At 67.9% G+C, this 21,194-nt stretch carries 16 protein-coding genes and 1 other RNA gene; 12 read left to right on the plus strand and 5 right to left on the minus strand.

Features of this window, described 5'->3' with window-relative positions:
• Positions 1-11 precede the first annotated feature (11 nt).
• From kdpA to AC1PLA_RS04255, 6 genes are all read left to right on the plus strand, one after another.
• Complete coding sequence (kdpA, locus tag AC1PLA_RS04230; protein ID WP_481105661.1) at positions 12-1,826, plus strand: potassium-transporting ATPase subunit KdpA; 1,815 nt, start codon at positions 12-14, stop codon at positions 1,824-1,826.
• Positions 1,827-1,837: 11 nt separating this feature from the next.
• Positions 1,838-3,886 carry a potassium-transporting ATPase subunit KdpB gene (gene kdpB / locus AC1PLA_RS04235; RefSeq protein WP_039515790.1) on the plus strand — a complete coding sequence of 683 codons (2,049 nt, stop codon included), beginning with the start codon at positions 1,838-1,840 and terminating at the stop codon, positions 3,884-3,886.
• 3 nt (positions 3,887-3,889) lie between these two features.
• Positions 3,890-4,543: a potassium-transporting ATPase subunit KdpC gene (gene kdpC, locus AC1PLA_RS04240; protein WP_026064462.1), complete on the plus strand. Its 654-nt coding sequence runs from the start codon at positions 3,890-3,892 to the stop codon at positions 4,541-4,543.
• 55 nt (positions 4,544-4,598) lie between these two features.
• Positions 4,599-7,259: a DUF4118 domain-containing protein gene (locus AC1PLA_RS04245; protein WP_481105662.1), complete on the plus strand. Its 2,661-nt coding sequence runs from the start codon at positions 4,599-4,601 to the stop codon at positions 7,257-7,259.
• Complete coding sequence (locus AC1PLA_RS04250) at positions 7,249-7,965, plus strand: response regulator (protein ID WP_016903095.1); 717 nt, start codon at positions 7,249-7,251, stop codon at positions 7,963-7,965. The genes AC1PLA_RS04245 and AC1PLA_RS04250 overlap by 11 nt, the downstream gene beginning before the upstream one ends.
• Positions 7,966-8,224: 259 nt before the next feature.
• Positions 8,225-10,225: an alpha/beta hydrolase family protein gene (locus AC1PLA_RS04255; RefSeq protein WP_481105663.1), complete on the plus strand. Its 2,001-nt coding sequence runs from the start codon at positions 8,225-8,227 to the stop codon at positions 10,223-10,225.
• Between the two features lie 179 nt (positions 10,226-10,404).
• Here AC1PLA_RS04255 and AC1PLA_RS04260 read toward each other — a convergent pair whose 3' ends face one another.
• Genes AC1PLA_RS04260 through AC1PLA_RS04275 form a run of 4 tightly spaced genes read right to left on the minus strand, consistent with a single transcriptional unit; the run spans position 10,405 to position 14,449 of the window.
• A complete protein-coding gene (locus AC1PLA_RS04260; protein WP_481105664.1) occupies positions 10,405-11,793 on the minus strand; it encodes an FAD-binding oxidoreductase in 1,389 nt (462 codons plus the stop codon).
• A complete protein-coding gene (locus AC1PLA_RS04265; RefSeq protein ID WP_166764099.1) occupies positions 11,790-12,329 on the minus strand; it encodes a metal-dependent hydrolase in 540 nt (179 codons plus the stop codon). The genes AC1PLA_RS04260 and AC1PLA_RS04265 overlap by 4 nt, the downstream gene beginning before the upstream one ends.
• Positions 12,330-12,345: 16 nt before the next feature.
• The gene (locus AC1PLA_RS04270; RefSeq protein WP_016903091.1) at positions 12,346-12,714 is read right to left on the minus strand and encodes a YraN family protein; all 369 of its coding nucleotides are present in this window, start codon (positions 12,712-12,714) and stop codon (positions 12,346-12,348) included.
• Positions 12,715-12,718: 4 nt separating this feature from the next.
• Complete coding sequence (locus tag AC1PLA_RS04275; protein WP_016903090.1) at positions 12,719-14,449, minus strand: penicillin-binding protein activator; 1,731 nt, start codon at positions 14,447-14,449, stop codon at positions 12,719-12,721.
• Positions 14,450-14,531: 82 nt separating this feature from the next.
• On the opposite strand from AC1PLA_RS04275, the gene rsmI reads away from it, so the two are divergent.
• Positions 14,532-15,353, plus strand: coding sequence for a 16S rRNA (cytidine(1402)-2'-O)-methyltransferase (rsmI, locus tag AC1PLA_RS04280; RefSeq protein WP_039523544.1), 822 nt, complete (start codon positions 14,532-14,534; stop codon positions 15,351-15,353).
• A 164-nt stretch (positions 15,354-15,517) separates the two neighbouring features.
• Positions 15,518-15,945: RNase P RNA component class A (rnpB, locus tag AC1PLA_RS04285), an RNA gene on the plus strand.
• Between the two features lie 420 nt (positions 15,946-16,365).
• On the opposite strand, the gene AC1PLA_RS04290 is transcribed toward rnpB, so the two are convergent.
• Positions 16,366-17,139 carry an NRDE family protein gene (locus AC1PLA_RS04290; RefSeq protein ID WP_126961618.1) on the minus strand — a complete coding sequence of 258 codons (774 nt, stop codon included), beginning with the start codon at positions 17,137-17,139 and terminating at the stop codon, positions 16,366-16,368.
• A gap of 314 nt (positions 17,140-17,453) precedes the next feature.
• Here AC1PLA_RS04290 and mraZ point away from each other — a divergent pair, with 314 nt between their 5' ends.
• From mraZ to AC1PLA_RS04310, 4 genes are all read left to right on the plus strand, one after another.
• Complete coding sequence (gene mraZ / locus AC1PLA_RS04295) at positions 17,454-17,909, plus strand: division/cell wall cluster transcriptional repressor MraZ (protein ID WP_016903087.1); 456 nt, start codon at positions 17,454-17,456, stop codon at positions 17,907-17,909.
• Between the two features lie 14 nt (positions 17,910-17,923).
• Positions 17,924-18,979 (plus strand): 16S rRNA (cytosine(1402)-N(4))-methyltransferase RsmH, encoded by a 1,056-nt coding sequence (gene rsmH, locus AC1PLA_RS04300; RefSeq protein ID WP_181098526.1) that lies wholly within the window; start codon positions 17,924-17,926, stop codon positions 18,977-18,979.
• On the plus strand, positions 18,976-19,239 hold the full coding sequence (gene ftsL / locus AC1PLA_RS04305) for a cell division protein FtsL (protein ID WP_005991913.1): 264 nt from the start codon (positions 18,976-18,978) through the stop codon (positions 19,237-19,239). Before rsmH ends, ftsL begins: the two co-directional genes overlap by 4 nt.
• Before the next feature lie 82 nt (positions 19,240-19,321).
• Complete coding sequence (locus AC1PLA_RS04310; RefSeq protein WP_016903085.1) at positions 19,322-21,190, plus strand: peptidoglycan D,D-transpeptidase FtsI family protein; 1,869 nt, start codon at positions 19,322-19,324, stop codon at positions 21,188-21,190.
• The last annotated feature ends 4 nt before the right edge of the window (positions 21,191-21,194 follow it).

The following is a 21,194-nucleotide window of genomic DNA, read 5'->3' on the forward strand; positions in this document are numbered from 1 at the left end:
AGTGCGCTTCAATGATTGAAACTCTCCTTGTCTACGCGCTGGCCATCGTGCTGGCCTGGCCCCTGGGCCGCTACCTGGCAGCGGTGATGCGCGGCGCCCCGATGCGTGGCGACTTGCTGTTCGGCTGGATCGAACGGCCGTTGTATGCGTTGCTCGGCACCCGCCCGCAGCAGGGCATGTCGTGGCGTGGGTATGCGGTGGCGTTCCTGCTCAGCAACCTGGTTGTCGGCCTGCTGACCTGGGCCGTGTTCATGACCCAGGCGTGGCTGCCGTTCAACCCGGACGCCATCCCGAACATGCGCTGGGACACCGCGCTGCACACCATGGTGTCGTTCGTCACCAACACCAATCAGCAGCACTACTCGGGCCAGGCCCAGTTGTCGTACCTGGCGCAGATGACCGGCATCGTCGGCCTGCAGGTGGTGACGCCGATGATGGGTCTGGCATTGGCGGTGGCAACCTTGCGCGCATTATTCGGTGGGCGGGCGGTCGCAACTGTGTCCGACACCTTGCCGGCATCCAATGCGACGGCCAGCGCCAAGCCACGGTTGGCCGGGCTGGAGGAGCCAGAGGTCGTCTTGCCGCGCCCGGGACGGCAGCAGTCCGCTTCCGGATTGGAGGCATTGCCGGAGGCAGACGTCGGCAATTACTGGGCGGATGTGATCCGCGCCAGCGTGCGTGTGTTGCTGCCGCTATGCCTGTTGTGGGCCGTGCTGCTCGGCTGGCAGGGCGTGCCCTCCACGCTGCAGGGTGCGGCCACCGCCGCGCCGCTGGACAGCAGCGCCGGCATGCCCAAGCAGACCATTCCGGTCGGGCCGGTTGCGGCGATGGTCGCGGTCAAGCAGCTCGGCACCAACGGTGGCGGCTGGTACGGCCCCAACAGTTCGGTGGCGCTGGAAAATCCCACGCCGCTGAGCAATCTGCTGGAGACGCTGGCGCTGGTGCTGTTGCCGATGAGCGTGGTGTTCATGGTCGGCTACCTGACCGGGCGCAAGCGTCTCACCGCGCTGGTATTCGGCACCATGCTGACGATGTCGGCCGCGTCCACCGCGCTGTTGCTGTGGTCCGAAGCGCATTCGGCCAACGCCAGCTCGGCTGCCTTGATGGAAGGCAAGGAGGTGCGTGTCGGCGCAGATGCGTCTGCGTTGTGGGCGGCCTTGACCACGCAGACCTCCAACGGCTCGGTCAATGCGATGCACGATTCGCTGGCGCCGTTGAGCGGCCTGGTCACGCTGGTGGACATGCTGATCAACGCAATCTGGGGCGGCATCGGCTGCGGTCTGCAGCAGTTCGTGGTGTATCTGCTGCTGAGCGTGTTCCTGGCCGGTTTGATGACCGGGCGCACGCCGGAGTTGTTCGGCCGCAAGATCGAAGCGCGCGAGGTGCAGTTGCTTGCGCTGCTGATCCTGCTGCAGCCATTGGTGGTGCTGGGCTTCACCGCAGTGGCGCTGGCGGTGCCGGCATTTACCGCCAATTCCAATCCCGGCTTCCACGGCATCAGCCAGGTGTTCTACGAGTACACCTCGGCCTTCGCCAACAACGGGTCGGGTTTCGAAGGCCTGGGCGATGCGACGTACTGGTGGAACCTGAGTTGCTCGGCGGTGCTGGCACTGGGCCGCTATCCCGCGCTGATCCTGCCGCTGATGGTGGCTGCGCGCATGGCAGTGAAGCGGCGCGCGCCCGAATCGGCCGGCAGCCTGCAGGTCGAGACACCAACCTTCGCGCTGACCCTGATGGCGATCGTGCTGGTGCTCACCGTGCTGCAGTTCATGCCGGCACTGGTGCTGGGTCCTATCGCTGAACACCTCGCCCTGGCGGCGTCCTGAGAGTTTGAGCAATGTCTACGATCGATACGACTGAAAAACGCGCGCGCGGTGACGCGGCGTTGTTCGACGCCGCCGTGCTGGTGGCGGCGATGCGCGCGGCCTTCCTCAAGTTGGCGCCGCGGCATCTGCTGCGTAGCCCGGTGATGGCGGTGGTGATGGGCGGCACGCTGCTGGCGGCGGTGATCACCGCCAGCGGGTATGGCAATGCCGGGTTCGGCTGGGCGGTGACGGCGATCCTGTTCGTCACCGTGCTGTTCGGCAATTTCGCCGAGGCCATTGCCGAAGCGCGCGGGCGTGGGCAGGCCGCATCGCTGCGCCGTGCGCGCAAGGATCTGGTCGCCCGCCGGGTGGAAACCGCACTCGGCGGCCGCGAGACCCGCGTGCCGGCGGCAGAGCTGCGCCCGGGCGACTACGTGATGGTGTCCGAAGGCGAATTCGTCCCGGCCGATGGCGAGATCGTGCGCGGCGTTGCAACGATCAACGAAGCGGCGGTCACCGGCGAATCGGCACCGGTACTGCGCGAGGCCGGCACCGATCGCAGTGGCGTGATCGGCGGAACGCGCGTGCTCTCCGACGAGATCGTGTTCAAGGTCACCGCCGAGCCGGGGCATAGTTTCCTGGATCGCATGATCGCCTTGGTGGAAGGCGCCAACCGGCAGAAGACGCCGAACGAAATTGCGCTGACCCTGCTGCTGGCGGCGATGACGCTGACCTTCCTGATCGTGGTGGCCTCGCTGCCGGCGATCGCCGGCTTCGTCGGCGTCACGCTGGACCCGCTGTTGCTGATCGCGCTGCTGGTGTGCCTGATCCCGACCACCATCGGCGGGTTGTTGCCGGCGATCGGCATTGCCGGCATGAACCGCGCGCTGTCTGCCAATGTGCTGGCCAAATCCGGCAAGGCAGTGGAAGTGGCCGGCGACGTGGACGTGCTGTTGCTCGACAAGACCGGCACCATCACCTACGGCGACCGGCAGGCCACCGCGTTCCATCCGCTGGCCGGCATCGACCGTGCGCAGCTGCGCGATGCGGCAATGCTGGCCTCGCTGGCCGACCCGACGCCGGAAGGCAAGTCCATCGTCAAGCTGGCACGCCAGCAGGGCGCGGTGGCGGTCGAGCCGGAGGGCGCGCATTTCATCGGCTTCACTGCGCAGACCCGCATGTCCGGCGTGGATCTGGCCGGGCGCAGCATCCGCAAGGGTGCCGGCGATGCGATCGTGGCCTATGTGCAGGCGCAGGGCGCCACGGTGTCGCCGGAGTTGAACGGCCGCATCGAAGAAGTCGCGCGTGGCGGCGCCACCCCGTTGGTGGTGGCCGAAGGCCGGCATGTGCTGGGCGTGGTCGAGCTGAGCGATGTGGTCAAGCAGGGCATCAAGGAAAAGTTTGCGCAGCTGCGTGCGATGGGCATCAAGACGGTGATGATCACCGGCGACAACCCGCTCACGGCCGCCGCGATTGCCGCCGAAGCCGGCGTGGACGACTACATCGCCCAGGCGCGCCCGGAAGACAAGCTGGCCCGCATCCGCGCCGAGCAGGCCGGCGGGCGGCTGGTGGCGATGGTCGGCGACGGCACCAACGATGCGCCGGCGCTTGCCCAGGCCGACGTGGGCCTGGCGATGAACTCCGGCACGCAGGCGGCCAAGGAGGCCGGCAACATGGTCGATCTGGATTCGGATCCGGCCAAACTGCTGGCAGTGGTCGAAGTGGGCAAGCAGCAGCTGATCACGCGCGGCGCGTTGACCACGTTCTCGTTGGCCAACGACGTGTCCAAGTATTTCGCGATCCTGCCGGCGCTGTTTGCCGCGGCGATTCCGTCGATGGCCGCGCTCAACGTGATGCAGTTGTCCAACCCGCGGCATGCGGTGCTGGCGGCGTTGATCTTCAATGCGCTCATCATCCCGGCATTGATTCCGCTGGCGTTGCGCGGCGTGCGCTTTCGCCCGTCCAGCGCCACGGCCCTGCTACGCCGGAACATGCTGATGTACGGCGTGGGTGGCGTGTTGCTGCCGTTTGCCGCGATCAAATTGATCGACCTGGCGCTTGTCGCCACCCTGGGGAACTGAGTCATGACGATTTCTTCGAAAACCGGTACGTCCACGGCGCAGCCGTTACGCGACGACGGCGCCCTGCGCGGGGCGGTGATGCTGGCATTGTTCATCCTGCTGGGCCTGGGCCTGAGCTATTCGCTGGTCGCCACCGGCATCACCGGCGCACTGTTCCCCGAGCAGGCGCATGGCTCGTTGCTGCGCGATGACGCGCGTGTGGTCGGCTCGGCCCTGGTGGCGCAGCCGTTTGCCAATGCGCGCTATTTCCAGCCACGCCCCTCGGCGGCCAAGTACGACCCGACCGCGGCGGCCGGCAGCAACCAGGCGCGTTCCAATCCCGACCTGCAAACCCGCATCGCCGCCACGCGCGCAGAGGTGGCTGCACGCGACGGCATCGCACCGGAGGCGGTCCCGGCCGAGCTGATCACCCAATCCGGCAGTGGCCTGGATCCACACCTGAGCCCGGCCGGTGCCCAGGTCCAGGTGCGCCGGGTCGCCGCCGCGCGCGGCTGGCCGGAACAGCGCGTGGCCGCGCTGGTACAGGCCGCCACCGAACAGCCACAGTTCGGCCTGCTCGGGCAGCCGCGGGTGAATGTGCTGGCACTGAACCTGGCGCTGGATCGCGCTGGGAATGGGGAGTCGGGAATCGAGAATGGGGTGAAGCAAAAGCACTAGGATCATCGGGCAGCTGTAGGCTTTGCGATTCCCCATTCCCCATTCCCCATTCCCGATGATTGACGCCCGCACCCAACAAGCCGACGCGCTGATCGGCGAACTGCAGCGCGAACATGGCGGGCGCCTGACCGTGTTTCTGGGCGCAGCGCCCGGGGTGGGCAAGACCTACGCCATGCTGTCGCGGGCGCGCGAGCGCCTGCGCCAGGGCATGGACGTGGTGGCCGGGGTGGTGGAAACCCATGGCCGCAGCGAAACCGCGGCACTGCTGGATGGCCTGCCGCTGCTGCCGCGCACCCGCATCAACTACCAGGGCCGGGAGCTGGAAGAACTCGACCTGGACGCGTTGCTGGCGCGCAAGCCGAAGCTGGCGCTGATCGACGAGCTGGCCCATCGCAACGTGCCGGGCAGCCGGCACGAGCGGCGCTGGCAGGACATCGTCGAACTGCTCGATGCCGGTATCGATGTCTACACCACGGTCAACATCCAGCACCTGGAAAGCCTCAACGACATCGTGCTGCGCATCACTGGCGTGCGCGTGTCCGAAACCGTGCCCGATGCGGTGTTCGACCGCCTGCGCGACATCGTGCTGGTGGACCTGCCGCCGCGCGAACTGATCGAGCGCCTGCAGCAGGGCAAGGTGTATCTGCCCGAGCAGGCGACGCAGGCCTTGCAGGCGTTTTTCTCGCCCTCCAACCTCACCGCGCTGCGCGAGCTGGCGATGCAGACCGCGGCCGACCGCGTCGATAGCGACCTGCGCGACACCCAGGCCGCACGCGGTTTGCCGGGGACTGCCGCCTTGCGTCGCCGCGTGGTGGTGGCCATCGATGGGCGTGGCAGCTCGGATTATCTGGTGCGGGTGGCGCGGCGGTTGTCCGAACGACGCGATGCCCCGTGGACGGTGGTCACCGTGCAGACGCGCACCGTGGCCGACGCCGCCTGGCAGCTGGAGATCGACCGCGCCTTCGCACTGACACGCCGCCTGGGGGGCGATACCGCGCTGCTGCACGGCGCCAACGTCGCCGAGGCGTTGCTGGATTTCGCCGCGCAAAACGGCGTGTCCACGCTGGTGCTGGGGCGCACGCGCGAACGCCCGCTGGCGCGCATGTTCAACCGCACGCTGACCCAGCAATTGCTGCAACGAGGCGCGCATTACGAACTGGTCATCGTCAGTTCCGCCGATGCGCGCGCACGCGCACGCCAGCGTTGGCGCAATCCGCGCCAGTGGCTGCAGCGTTACGACCTGGCCTTCGCGGCGATCGCCGCCGCTGCCGCGGTCGCGGTGGCGTGGGTGATCCAGCGCTGGACCGACATCGACGACCTGTCGATGGTGTTCATCGTCGCGGTGGTGCTGGTGGCCTCGCGCACGCGCATGGCCGCCGCGGTGATCGCCGCGCTGCTGAGTTTTGTCGCCTACAACTTCTTCTTCATCGAACCACGCTTCACCCTGCATATCAGCGCGCGCCAGGGCGTGGTGACGGTGTGCCTGTTCCTGATTGCCGCCCTGGTCGCCGGCCGCCTGGCCTCGCGCCTGCGCAGCCAGGTGCTGGCCTTGCGCGCCGCCAATGCGCATGCCAATGCGCTGCAGACGCTGGCCCGCGAGCTCAGCACCGCCGCCGACCTGGGGCAGGTGCTGGAAGCCGGCCGTCGCGCGCTGGCCACGGCCCTGGATGCCGAGGCCTGGCTGCGTCTGGAGCAGCGCGAAAGCGATGCACCGGCCAGCTTCGGTGCACTCGATCGCAGCGCGGCGGACTGGACCCAGCGCCACGGTCAGCCGGCTGGCCGCTTCACCGATACGCTGGCCGGTGCGCAGTGGTGGTGCCTGCCGGTGCGGCACGAACGCGGCAGCCTGGGGGTGGCCGCGCTGCGCTTTCGTCAGAGCGTGCAGCGGCCCGGCCTGGAGGAGCGTCGGCTGGCCGAAGCGATGGTGGAGGACATCGGCCAGGCGGCGCTGCGCACGCGCCTGGTCGCCGATCTGGAAGGCGCGCGCGTCAGTGGCGAAACCGAGCGACTGCGGTCGGCATTGCTGTCCTCGGTCTCGCACGATCTGCGCTCGCCGCTGGCCTCGATGATCGGCTCGGCCAGCAGCCTGGCCAGCTACGGCGATGCAATGGACGCGCAGGACCGCCACAGCCTGCTCGACACCATCCAGCTCGAAGGCGAGCGGCTGGACCGCTACATCCAGAATCTGCTCGACATGACCCGGCTCGGCCACACCGGGCTGACCTTGAAGCGCGACTGGATCGGCGTGGACGAGTTGATCGGCTCGGCCACGCGGCGGCTGCAGCGCTACCAGCCGGCGGTGCGCCTGCGACTGGATCTGGCTGCCGACCTGCCGGCGATCTGGGTGCACCCGGCACTGGTGGAACAGGCCATCTTCAACGTGCTGGAGAATGCGGCGAAATTTTCGCCAGCCGGTGTGGCCGTGACCGTGCAGGCACGGCTGCAGGCCGGCGCGCTGCAGATCGATATCGGCGACCAGGGTCCCGGCATTCCCGAGGACGAGCGCGCGCGCATTTTCGACATGTTCTACAGCGTGGAGCGTGGCGACCGCGGCCGTCACGGCACCGGGCTGGGCCTGACCATCTGCCAGGGCATGATCGGCGCGCACGGCGGCAGCGTGGAGGCGCTGGCCGGCGCCGATGGTCACGGCACCACGATCCGCATTACGCTGCCGTTGCTCGTTCCCGCCGCGCCACCTCGCCCCGATGCCGACTGACCCCACTGCCATCCCGCCTGCCCGCGTGCTGATCGTCGACGACGAGCCGCAGATCCGCCGCTTTCTCGACATCAGCCTGCGTGCGCAGGGCTACCGCGTGCTGCAGGCCGGCACCGCCGAAGAAGGCCTGGCCACGCTGGCCGGGCAGGGCGCCGAACTGGTGGTGCTGGACATCGGCCTGCCCGATCGCGACGGCCACGAGGTGCTGCGCGAGATCCGCCAGTGGTCCAACGTGCCGGTGATCATGCTCACCGTGCGCGCCGGCGAAACCGAAAAGGTCGCCGCGCTCGATGCCGGCGCCAACGACTACGTCACCAAGCCGTTCGGCGTGCAGGAACTGATGGCGCGCATCCGCGCGCTGCTGCGCCAGGCCGGCGCCGGCAGCACGGTGGAAGAGAGCGTGTTCGACGACGGCCGCCTGCACATCCATCTGGGCCTGCGCGAGGTCACCCTCGATGGCGAGGCGGTGCCCTTGAGCCGCAAGGAATACGCCTTGCTCGCGCTGCTGCTCAAGCACGCCGGCCGCGTGGTCACCCAGCCGCAACTGCTGCGCGAGGTGTGGGGGCCCACCCACGAGGAAGACACCCATTACCTGCGCATCCTGGTCGGCAAGCTGCGCCAGAAACTGCACGACGATGCCGCCGACCCGCATTACATCGTCACCGAGCCGGGCGTGGGTTTGCGCTTTATCGGGGTGACGCGCTGAGCAGCGCAGCACAGCTGTTTTGTGGCAACGGCGCAGACAGCTTGAGCGAGATCCGGTTGTCCCGGACGGTGCAAAGCCGGGTGAGCATTCGGTCGCGCGATGCAGGAGCACGCAAGCACGTGGGTGCAATGCGGCGAGGGTCTCGCCCTGATGGAGATGCCCTGGAACGAGACCAGGCGCGGGCCAAGGACATGGTCTGGAACGCGTTGCAGGTGCTTTCACGCCGCCGCTAATGGCATGCCAACATGCGCGGCGCAGCATGCGTCGGCATTTGGAAGAGGTGGGTGACATGCGGTATCGCTTCGGTGTGTTGTGGCTGTTGTCGGCTTGGCTGTTGTTGAGCGGCTGCGCGTTTGCACAGACCGTGCCGACGCCTGCGCAGATCATGCAGCTGTGCAGCGTGGGCGACCCGCAGATCAGTCCGGATGGTCGCCGCATTGCCTACACCGTCGCCATCCCGCAGGCGCAAGGCAAGCCGCCGCTCAGCAAGATCTGGCAGATACCCGCACGCGGTACCGCTGCCGCGGTGTCGATGCCCTCAAGCGATGAGGCCAACGACCAGCATCCACGCTGGTCTGCGGATGGCCAAAGGCTGCTCTTCCTGTCGACGCGGCCGTTGCCGGACGACGCCACCCGCGAGCAACTGGTGCCAGCCCAGGTCTGGCAACAGATCGGAGGGGCGGCACCGCAGCTGCTGACGCGTTCGGCTGGCGAGGTCAGTGAGTTCTCGTTGTCGCCCGATGCGCGCCAGATCGCGTACCTGGCGCTGGATCCGCCCACCGCGCAGGCAACGGCCGATGCGGACGCAAAGCGCGATGCCGTGCAGATCGAGCGGCCAACCCGGTTTTCACGGGTGTGGGTGCGTGATCTGCAGAGCGGCCAGACGCGTGTGCTGACACCGCCCGGGCTGCAGGTGCACGACCTCGCCTGGTCACCGGACGGCCGGCAACTGGCGCTGCGCGTGTCCGACGGCACCACGCTCAACGACTACTGGTACGCATCGCGCGTGCAGCTGTTGGCGCTGCAGGACGGCGTGCTTGGTGCGGTGCTGGAGCCGCATGCCTCGGCATTGCCATTGCAATGGTCACCGGATGGCAGCCGGCTGCTGTATGGGCAACTTGGCGAGCACGGCATGGTGGCGCATCTGGTAGTGCACCAACTGCGCAGTCAGCGGCGTGTGGTGCTGGCACAGGACTGGCCCGGCACCTTGTGGCTGGCGCGCTGGCAAAACGACAGCAGCTTGATCGGCGAAGGGTTGCAAGGCGTACGTGGCGCCTTTCTGCGCATCGATGCCGACAGCGGGCGCTGGAAGCCGCTTGCCCGGCCGCAGATTCCGTATCAGGCATTCACCGTTGCGCGCAATGGCGATATCGCCTATCTCGGCCTGCGTGATGACCAGCCTGCCGAGGTCTGGACGCTGCGCGCGGGTCAGCTCGCGCAGCGCAGTAATACCAATCCACAGGTCGCCACCTGGGCGCACGGCCAGCTGCGCGAATTGCGCTGGACTTCATCGCGCGATGGGCGATCGATCGCGGGCGTGTTGGTCACGCCGCCCGGCTGGAAGGCGGGAACGCCGTTGCCGACCTTGGTGCAGATCCACGGGGGACCGGGCGCTGCCTGGGCGTCCGGCTGGTTGGGGTCCTGGCATGACTGGGCGCAACTGCTGTCCACCCATGGCTACGCGGTGCTGTTGCCCAACCCGCGCGGTTCCGAAGGGCAGGGTGCGGCGTTTACCGAGCTGGCGCGCCACGACTGGGGCGGTGCGGATTTTCAGGATGTGCTCGACGGCGTGGACCAACTCGAACGCGAAGGCGTGATCGATCCTGCGCGTCTGGCCATCGGCGGCTGGAGCTATGGCGGGTATCTGTCTGCATGGGCGGTGACGCAGTCATCGCGCTTCAGGACCGCCATCGTCGGTGCAGGCGTGGTCGATATCGGCGCTATGGCATTGACCACCGATGTGCCCGATTACCTGCCAGGCTATTTCGGCGACCCGGTGCGCAACCGTGTCGAATACGACGCACACTCGCCGATACGCTACGCCGACAGGGTACAGGTGCCGGTGCTGATCCTGCATGGGCAGGCCGACCGACGCGTACCGCCATCGCAAGGCGACATGTTGTACCGCGCGCTGAAACTGCAGGGCACAGCGGTCGAGCAGGTGACCTATCCGCGTGGCCCGCACTGGTTTTACGAAACCGAGCATGGCGTGGATGTGCAGCAGCGCGTGCTGGATTGGCTGGATGCGCAGTTGCGTTGAGTCGTGCCGGTGCTGATCCGCAGCTCATCGTCGCTGCAGGGGACACTCTCTCGACTTCGACTTCGACGCCGATGACCGTGCCATCGGCGCACTGCGCTCTCCGACCCCGGAAACGAGCCAGGCCAATGCAGCGTTCACCGGATCACGTTCGGCAATCCAGCTGCAACGCTGCAAGCGGGTCACTCAACGGGTGGCAACACCTTGCCCGGGTTGAGAATCCCGTTCGGATCCAGTGCGGCCTTGATCGCGCGCATCGCCGCCAGCGTCGGTGCGCTGAAGGCCTGGGCCATGAAGTCGCGCTTGGCCACGCCGATGCCGTGCTCGCCGGAGAGCGTGCCTTCCAGCGCCAGCACCAGCGCAAACAGGCGCGGCAATGCGGCATGTGCGCGCGCGTCTTCGTCGGCATCGGCCGGGTCGTACATGATGTTGACGTGCAGGTTGCCGTTGCCGGCATGGCCGAAGGCGACGATGGGCAACGCGAATTCGGCCGCAAGCGCTTCCACGCCGGCCACCAGTTCGGGGATGCGCGAGACCGGCACCACCACGTCCTCGTTGATCTTGCCCGGCTTGATCGTGCGCAATGCCGGCGACAGCGCACGCCGCGCGGCCCACAACCTGTCGCGCGCGCTGCCATCGGCGGCCACGTCCAGGCTCACCACGCCCTCGCCATCGGCGGCATCGTGCAAGGCCTGCAATGCGTAGGGCAGGGTGTCGTGATCGCCATCGGCTTCGATCAGCAGCATCGCGCCTGCCTCGGGCACATCGCTGCCGTTGCGGCGCAGTAATGCGATCGCACTGGCATCCATGAATTCCAGCATCGTCGGCGTGGTCGGTTGCGCCATGATGCGCGACACCGCCGCCGCGGCGCTGGCCGCATCGCGATACAGCGCGCGCACGCCGGCTTGCGCGACCGCGCGCGGCGTCAGCTTCAAGGTCGCTTCGACGATGATCGCCAGAGTGCCTTCGCTGCCGACCAGCAGATGCGTCAGGTCGTAGCCGGTGGAATTTTTCGTATACGCGCCGCCGCAGCGGATCACCTCGCCGGTGCCGGTCACTGCGACCAGGCCGAGCACGTTGTCGCGGGTGGTGCCGTATTTCACCGCGCGCGGGCCGCCGGCATTGGTGGCCAGGTTGCCGCCGACGCTGCAGATGTCCGCGCTGGACGGATCCGGCGGCCAGAACAGGCCATGCGGCTGCAAGGCCTGCTGCAATTGGCCGTTGAGCAGGCCCGGTTGCACGATGGCGCAGCGATCAGCCGGACGCAGCGCAAGGATGCGATCCATGCGTGCCATCGACACCACCACGCCGCCGGAAAACGGCACCGCCGCACCGGTGGTGCCGGTGCCGGCGCCGCGTGCGACGATCGGCACGCCATGCGCGCGGCAGGCCTGCACGATCGCCACCACATCCTCGGTATCGCCCGGCAAGGCGACGGCGGCGGGCAATGCCCAGCGGCGCGAATCGTCCTCGCCATAGCGGCGCCGCGCGTCGTCACCGGTCAACCAGCCATCGGGGCCAAGCCGCGCGGCCAGCAACGCGGCCAGGGCAGTGGGAAGCACATCGGTCATGAAGTGTGATCCTGCGGTGCCGCGCGCTGGATGCATTTCCATCCCAGCACCGCGACGGTGAGCGGCAGCCAGACCCAGCGCAGCTCGGAGAGCAGCGTGGCAAGGCCGCGCGCATTGAAGAAACCGTTGGCGAAGGGCGACACGCGAATCGGCCGCCATGGCGCGAACCAGCGCGCCTCGCTCCAGGGCCAGGTCAGCGCAACGCCAAGTCCGCCGGAGGTCATCGCATCCAGCAGCGGGTGCGACGCGGCGCAGACAAACAAGAACGCTGCTGCCTGCAGTGCGTCCGCACGCAACAGACGATGCGCAGTACCAGCCAGCAGCGCGATCAGCCCGGCGAACAACAACGAGTGGCTGGCACCGCGATGGCCGAACGCATCCGCATACGGAACATGCAACGCGAACGCCAGCACATCGGCATCGGGCAACATCGCCGCGACGATGCCGGCACCGAGCAGGCGCGGCGGCAGGCGGCCGCGTTCACTGGCGCACCAGAGCGCCAGCGGCACCGCGGCATGGGTGATGATGGTCGGCATCGCGCGTGGGTCGTCGTCAGCAATCGTCGGCGCGGAAGGCGTCGCGGATCCAGTTCAGCACCGGCGGCTCGCCGCTGGCTTCCACCACATCGAAGCGGCACGGCAAGGTCGCCAGTGCCGGGTGATGGGCAAGGAACAACTGCGCGGCCAGCACCAGCTTGCGGCGCTTGCGCGCATCCACCGATGCCGCGCCGCCGCCGAAGCGGTTGTCGCGGCGATAGCGCACTTCCACGAACACCAGTGCCTGGCCGTCGCGCATCACCAGATCCAGTTCGCCGCCGCGGTAGTTGGCATTGCCCACCACCAGCCGCAGCCCGGCCTGCTCCAGCAGCGCGCGTGCGGCCGCTTCCACCGCCGCACCCCGCTGCTGGCGCGCTGCCGGCATGGCGTCAACGGCCGTCGGCGATCGGCACCGGGCGGCCACCGTTGAAGGTGGACCAGGCCGGAGTGCGCAGCACGTTGCCGAAGCCATCCAGATGCAGGGTGCCGGTGGCGCCGCGCAGGCCGCCATCGGTGCCGGTGGCGAGTTTTTCCAGATACGCGCTGATCTTCCAGGCGTCGTAGCCGAACGCGAACAGGCGCGCGCCGGGTCCGCGTGCGCTGGGCAGCGTGCTGGCGACCTGGGTGGAGGCCGGCAGCCCGGACACGCCCAGCGCGGTCCAGGTCTCGCTTGGGTAGATGATGCCGTCCAGGGCCAGGTCGTCTTCGACCTTGCCGGTGCCGGCCACCAGCTGCGAGGTGCCCACGCGCGACTTGCCGGCGAATCCGCTCAACGCCAGTTGCGGCGCCAGCGCGCGCGCGGTGTTGCCGCGCACCGCCAGGAACACCGCATCGGCAGCACCGTAGTTACGCAGCTGTGCACCGATGTCGCCCGGTACCTCGGCCACGCTGATGCTGCCGGCCACGCTGCCGCCGCGTTCGGTGAAGCGGTCGCGGAAGGCCTTGATGGTGCGCTTGCCGTTGTCGTCGCTGGTGCCGACGATCAACACGTTGCGGCGCTCGCGCGAAAGCAGGTATTCGGCGGCCATGATGCCGTCGTCTTCCGGCGCCAGCGAGAAGCCGGCGCTGCCGCTGGGTGGTGCCTTGTTGTCGGTGGGGCGGTTGAGCGCCAGCACCGGCACCGGCAGCTGGCCGCGTGCGAACACGGCGCTGACCTCGTCGCGACCCAACGGGCCGACCACGTAATCGACCCCGGCGCTCACCGCCTTGTCGTAGGCGGCATTGGCGCCGGCGGCAGTGCCGGCGGTGTCGAAGAAGCGCAGTTCCGGGCGGCGGCGGGTTTCGGCGTAGTAACCGGCCAGCAGGCCGTCGCGCACCGGCGCCGAGGCGGTCGCCAGGCTGCCGCTGAGCGGGAGCAGCACGCCCAGCTTGACCGGCGGGCGATAGCCGTCGCGTTCGGCCGGCGGGCGCTTGCTGGTGTCAAAGCCCCATTGCGCGTCGCGATCGAACGCGCGCGGCAGCGCCAGTCCGCGGCTGATCAAGGCGCGGCCGGCAAAGTTGTACAGCGGGTCGCCCGCTGGCAGCGCCGCGGTGCGGCCCTTCAGCGTGGCATCGTCGAGTGCGGCGAGCAGGCGCACGATCGCGCGCTGGTTCTCGCTGCGCGGGGTGCCGGTCAGGCTGGCATCGGCGCGTGCGCGGTCGGCGGCGGCCCCGAACAGGTCGCCGGTGCCTTCCAGTGCGGCGGCGCGTGCCAGCAGCCAGCGGGTCTGCAGCGGCTGCGGCAGGCCTTGCGGGCTGTCGCCCAGGGCCTGCAACGCCTGCGCGGCCTGCTTGTCGATCACCGCCAGCTCGCCGGTCAGCAGCGCGAAGCGGGCGCGGTCTTCGCCGCTGAGATGGCGCGGGGTGACCTGCGCCAGCAGCGTGCGCGCACGCGCGTCATCGCCGGCGTCGTGCCAGCCGAACGCAGACGCGGCCAGCAGGCGGCTGCGCTGCGCACCACTGGCGCTGGCCGCCTCGGCTTCCAGTTGCTGCGCCGCCTCGCGCGGCTTGCCCTGGTCCAGCAACGCCAGCGCCGCGCTCTGGGTCGGCGAGGCGGTCTGGGTCACGCTGCTGGTGGCGCAGCCGGCGGCCAGCATCACCATCAGCGACAGGGCGGAGATCCTTGCAACACGCTTGTTCATTTCAGATCCATTGGACGGGGCCCGCCGGGGCGGACCGTTAAAAACGCTACGATTCTACCCTTTGCCCTACGGAATACCGTTGATGACCTCCCCCGGAACCCTGCACGTGGTCGCCACGCCGATCGGCAACCTGGCCGACCTGTCGCCGCGTGCGCAGGAGGTGCTGCGTGGCGTAGCCGCGATCTGCGCCGAAGACACCCGCCATACCCGCCAGCTGCTCGGCCATTTCGGCATCGACCGCCCGTTGCTGGCCCTGCACGACCACAACGAAGAAGCCATGTCCGAGCGCATCGTCGCGCGCCTGCGCGAGGGCGAGTCGCTGGCCATCGTCAGCGACGCCGGCACCCCGCTGGTCAGCGACCCCGGCTTCAAGCTGGTGCGCGCCGCCCGTGCGGCCGGGATCCGGGTCAGCCCGGTGCCGGGTGCCTGCGCCGCCATCGCCGCGCTCAGCGTGGCCGGCCTGCCCAGCGACCGTTTCGGCTTCGAGGGCTTTTTGCCAGCCAAGAGCGCCGCCCGCCGCGAGCGCCTGGCGCACCTGGCCGGGGAGACCCGCACCTTGGTGTTCTACGAGTCCTCGCACCGCATCGTCGAGTCGCTGGCCGACCTGCGCGGGGCCTTCGGCGACGAACGCCCGGCGGTAATCGCCCGCGAGCTGACCAAGCTGTTCGAAACCGTGCTCGACGGCACCCTGGCCGAGCTGCAGGCCAGGGTCGAAGCCGACGATAACCAGCGCAAGGGTGAGTTCGTGGTGATGGTGCAGGGCGCCGCCGACGCCGCCGAAGGCCAGCTGGCCGAAGGCCGCCGCGTCTACGCCAAGCTGGCCGAACACCTGCCGCCGTCCACCGCCGCCAAGCTGGCCGCCGAGCTGACCGGTGCGCCGCGCAAGGCCTTGTACGGCGGCTAGGTGTGCCGTTGCAGGAGCACGTTGACCTGTAGTGGGATTTTTCTCGGTAAGGCCTCTCGCGCCCGGGTGCGCTCCTACCGGCAATTGCGGGCCTGTCGGCGATGGCGGGGCCGGTGTCGCGGCGGCGTTCTGGAAGGTGGCGATAGCGTATAGTGCGCTCCGGCGGAGTCGGCCAGACAGTCGCGTCACTCGCAAGAGTGCCGAGGAAAGTCCGGGCTCCATAGGGCAAGGTGCCAGGTAACGCCTGGGCGGCGCAAGCCGACGGAAAGTGCAACAGAAAGATACCGCCTACGTCCCTCGTCACCCCTCTGCCGCCACTGAAACGTGTCGGCGATGCATCAGCATCGCCAGGTGCGTTCGGAGGCAGCAGAGGGGTGGCGAGGGGCCGGTAAGGGTGAAATGGTGCGGTAAGAGCGCACCGCGAGTCCGGTAACGGACCGGCACGGCAAACCCCACCTGGAGCAAGACCAAATAGGGATCCATTGGCGTGGCCCGCGCTGGATCCGGGTAGGTTGCTTGAGCGCTGCGGTGACGTAGCGCCTAGACGAATGACTGTCCACGACAGAACCCGGCTTACCGGCCGGCTCCGCCACCTTCTTTCGGGCGTTCGCCCTAAGAAGACACCCACGGTTCGTACCGCCTTCGGCAGTACAAAACGCGGGCCCCGCTCCGGGCATGCCAGAACCCCCGCGGCTGTGTCGCTGCCTTCTCTGGGTGTTCGCCCCAAGAAGGCACCCACGCTTGGTATCGCCTTCGGCAGTACAAAAAGCGGGCCCCGCTCCGGGCATGCCAGAACCCCCCGCGGCTGTTTCGCTGCCTTCTTTGGGCGTTCGCCCCAAGAAGACACCCACGCTTCGTACTGCCTTCGGCAGTACAAAACGCGGGCCCCGCTCCGGGCACGCCAGAACCCCCGCGGCTGTCGCCGCGCCCCCTTGACTCAAGGGGGCTTGCACTTGGGTGCGTTGCCGGGTGCCTTGCCTTGGCTGCGATCAATGTGAGCTGCTTGCTGCAGTCATTGTCGACGCGTCCCGACGATGTCCAGCCGCGTTTCGCCCTGGAAGATCCCGGCGGGGCCGAAGCGGCGTTCGTGGATGAAGCCGCTGCCCTGATGGTCCACCGCGACGATGGTGCTGGCGCGGGTGCCGTAGCTGGAGCCGTTGATGAAGGCGGCCGAGAGCAGGCGTTCGGTGGGCAGGTCCACGCCGGTGTGAGGCAGGGCGGCGTCGGGCGCGATGGCGGGGTTGCCCAGGGCGGTCCACAGCGGTTGCAGGTCGTCGAGGCCTTCCGCGCACCAGTCGTGCAGGACTGCAGTCAGTGCAGCGGTCTTGGGCCAGTGCGCGTCCAGCGGGCCGTTGGACATGCCGTGGATGCCCGGCGCCAGCGTGCGTGCCAACGGCGGGTGGTTGCTGAGGTGTTCGCAGCGCTCGGCGTCGCACAGCAATAGATTGAATGGCGGGAATTCGTGCGCGGCCGCTGCCAGTTCGCCGGCGTACACGGCCGCGTCCAGGCTGCCGGCCAGGTAGTCGGCAATGAGATGTCCGCGCGAGCGGCCTGACGCAGTGGCGAGCGGGTCGCGCACGTTGGTCACCACCGCAGCGCGGCCGTCGCTGCCCAACCCCACCCAACTGCCGCCCGAGCGCAGGTCGCGGCCCGCCAGCACGCCGTCGGCGGGTGCCGGCCAGCGCGCCAGCGCAGCGGTCGGCCGGTCGTGGAATTCATCGCGGTTGCCCGCCAGCAGCAGACGCCAACGTGGGTGGGTTTTCCAGGCAAGAGCGACCAGGCACATGGCGCCGATTGTCGCCTGTTTGCGCAACGACCATGTGCAGCTGGCGCAGTGTGAAGTGAGACTGCGGTTGGGTTTACATGGCCTTCACGCCCCTGAATTTTTGTTCAATCTCAAAATCTGAGATGAAACAGCAACTTGTGGATAACCTTTGAACAAGTCTCTAAAGAGTGCTGCAACTCATTGATGCGACTGGCGATTTGTGACCTTCAAAGTTGTTGACAACCTTTGACGCGCTGCTAAGGTGGGCAACGGAGGGAAAACCAGGTGTTTTGTGGTTTTTCGTGGTTCAATGATCCCCCAGCGGGTATTCGAGGTTGTATTCGGTGTTTCAGGGCGAGACTGCCATCACGGTGGACGACAAGGGGCGTATGGCGGTGCCAACCGCGTACCGCGACCTGGTCACGCGCGTGAGCGGCAATCGCCTGGTGCTCACCTACAACCCGTTCGAAGCCGGATGCCTGTGGCTGTATGCGGAAAAGGAGTGGGAGCGGGTGCGTGACGATGTGATGTCCAAGCCCAATACCCAGCGCGTTGTCCGCACGCTGCAGCAGAAACTGGTGGGTTCTTCCGCAGTGCTGGAACTGGACGCCAACGGGCGTCTGAGCATCCCGGCCAGCCACCGCAATGCGGTCGGCATCGAGAAGAAGGCCGTGCTGCTGGGCATGGGCGACAAATTCGAACTCTGGAGCGAGCAGGCACATCGCGCACTGATCCAGCAGACATTGTCTGACGGGGATCTGGGCGATGAATTGCTCGATCTCAGGTTGTGAGCCGGGGTGCCCGGATGCGCGGTGAAGCGCAGCCCGGTCACCCGGTGTCGCAGCCACCGGCGGCCCATGTGCCGGTGCTGTACACGCAGGTTCTGGACGGCCTGCAGGTGATCGAAAACGGAACCTATCTCGATGGCACGTTCGGACGTGGCGGACACGCCCGTGGCGTGCTGCAACATCTTGGCCCGGGAGGTCGACTGCTGGTGATGGACAAGGACCCCGACGCGATTGCCGTGGCCGAACAGTCGTTCGGTGACGATGCGCGCGTGTCCATCCATCGCGGCAGCTTCGCCGGCCTCGGCCAGGTGGTCGCTGCGGCAACCGTCGACGGCATCCTGCTGGATCTGGGCGTGTCCTCGCCGCAGCTGGACGTGGCCGGGCGCGGTTTCAGTTTCGGCAAGGACGGCCCGCTGGACATGCGCATGGATCCGGACGCCGGCCAGAGCGCGGCCGAGTGGCTGGCGCATGCCAGCGACCGCGAGATCGCCGACGTGCTGTGGACCTACGGCGAAGAGCGCCAGAGCCGCCGCATCGCGCGCGCCATCGTGGCCCGCCGCGCCGAACAGCCGCTGCTGCGCACCGCGCAACTGGCCGAGCTGATCGCCTCGGTGATGCCGCGCGGCGACAGCAAGACCCACCCGGCCACGCGCAGCTTTCAGGCGATCCGCATCTACATCAACCGCGAGCTGGACGATCTGGAAGCCGGCCTGGATGCCGCGCTGGGCGCGCTCAAGCCCGGCGGCCGCCTGGCGGTGATCAGTTTCCATTCGCTGGAAGACCGCATCGTCAAGCAGTTCATGGCCCGCTACGCCAAGGCCCCGCCGAGCAACCGCCGCCTGCCCGAAGCGCAGCCGTTCGTGCCGACGCTGCAGCTGATCAGCGGCGCCATCAAGGCCGACGACGCCGAATTGAGCGTCAACCCGCGCGCCCGCAGCGCGGTATTGCGGGTTGCCGAAAAGCTGGGAATGGGGAATGGGGAATCGGGAATGGGCAAAGGCAACAGTGCCGCTGCTTCACGAATCCCGAATCCCGATTCCCGATTCCCGGCTTCTCAAGGAGACGCCGCATGAGCCGCCTGCTGCTCATCGTGCTGCTTGCCTGCAGCATCGCCTCGGCGATCGGGGTCGTGTACATGCGCCACATGCATCGCAAGCTGTTCGTGCAGCTGTCCAAGCTCGAGCACACGCGCGATGAATTGAATATCGAATTCGGCCGGCTGCAGCTGGAGCAGGCCACCTGGGCGGAAAGTAATCGCGTGGATCAGGTTGCGCGTGCGCGCATCGGGATGAAGTTCCCGGAGACCAACGACATCGTGGTGGTGCGCCCATGAGCGAACGGCAGGTGACCGAACGGCAGGACAGCCGTTGTGCACGGCGCAGCCGCCCGCAGGGTGGCGCACACGGAGGTGCGGAATGAAGGCCGGCCGTAACCGCGCGCGCAGCAACTTCAACCTGCGTGGCCGCCTGACGCTGGTCGGCATCGCGCTGGGCCTGTGCTCGGTGACGCTGATCGGCCGGGCGGCGTTCGTGCAGCTGGTCAACCGCGATTTCTACCAGCGCCAGGGCGAAGCGCGCTATCTGCGCGAACTGCCGATCGCCACCTCGCGCGGCATGATCACCGACCGCAACGGCGAGCCGCTGGCAGTGTCCACGCCGGTGGAATCGATCTGGGTCAATCCGCAGGAACTGTTGCGCAACCCGGACCGCATCCCCGAGCTGGCCAAGGCGCTCGGCCAGCCGCTGGACGAGTTGAACGCCAAGCTGGCGCAGAAGGCCGGCAAGGAATTCATGTACCTGCAGCGCCGGATCAACCCGGACAAGGCACATGCGATCGTCGATCTGAAGATTCCCGGTGTGTTCTCGCAGCGCGAGTTCCGTCGCTTCTATCCGCAAGGCGAGGCGATGGCCCACGTGCTGGGCTTCACCAATATCGACGACCGCGGCCAGGAAGGCCTGGAGCTGGCCTTCGACGAATGGCTGCGCGGCAAGCCGGGCTCCAAGAAGGTGGTGCGCGATGCGCGCGGCGCGATCGTGGAGAGTGTGGATCTGGTACGTCCGGCGCAGCCGGGCAAGGACCTGACGCTGAGCATCGACCGCCGCATCCAGTTCCTGGCCTACAAGGAACTGCGCAACGCACTGGTCGAAAACAATGCGGCCGGCGGGTCGATGGTGGTGATGGATGTGGCCACCGGCGAAGTGCTGGCAATGGTCAACCTGCCCACCTACAACCCCAATGCGGTCACCGGCATCAACCCGTCGGCGCGCCGCAACCGTGCGGTCACCGATCTGGTCGAGCCGGGCTCGACGATGAAGCCGCTGACCGTGGCCACCGCGCTGACCGCCGGTGTGGTGACCAAGGACACGGTCATCGACACCAACCCCGGCTACATGTCGGTGGGGCGCTTCACCATCCGCGATGTGCCGCGCAACAACGGCGTACTCAACGTCACCGGCGTGATCACCCGCAGCTCCAACATCGGCGCGGCCAAGATCGCCGCCAAGGTGCCGGACCAGACCTTCTATCAGTCGATCCGCAACTTCGGTTACGGCGCTGCCCCGCACAGCGGTTTTCCCGGCGAATCGGCCGGCGTGGTGCTGCAGCCGGCGCGCTGGAGCGGCCCGTCCAAGACCACCATGTCCTACGGCTATGGCCTGTCGGTAACGCCGCTGCAGATCGCGCAGGCCTACGCCACGCTGGGCAACGGCGGCAAGCTGACGCCGCCGACCTTCGTGCGCGGCCAGCATAACGAAACCCGCCAGGTGGTCACTCCGGAAGTGGCGCGCCAGGTCATCGACATGATGGAAACCGTGGTCACCCAGGGCGGCGCCAAGGGCGCGGCGATCCTGGGCTATCACGTCGCCGGCAAGACCGGTACCGCCCGCAAGAACGGCGCCAACGGGTACGAGCGCGGGCATTACAACGCGCTGTTTGCCGGCCTGGTACCGGCCACGCGGCCGCGCTTTGCCACCGTCATCGTGATCAACGATCCGCAGGGCAAGGTGTATTACGGCGGCCTGGTGTCGGCGCCGGTGTTCCACAAGGTAATGGAAGGCGCGCTGCGGCTGATGGACGTGCCGCCGGACGACATCCAGTCGTGGCTGGCCGCGCAGGCGGCCGGCAAGACCGGGCAGCCGGTGGTCAAGCCGCAGCCGGCCGATCTGGATCCGGCGTTGGTACCGGACCCGGTGGATGAAGTGTCTGCGGGTATTCCCACCGCACTCGCGCCGGCTGCATTGCCCGCACCCGCCCAGCCTGCACCGTTGCAGGAGAGCCGCCAGTGAGCCG

Source organism: Xanthomonas sp. NCPPB 1826 (assembly GCF_056725285.1).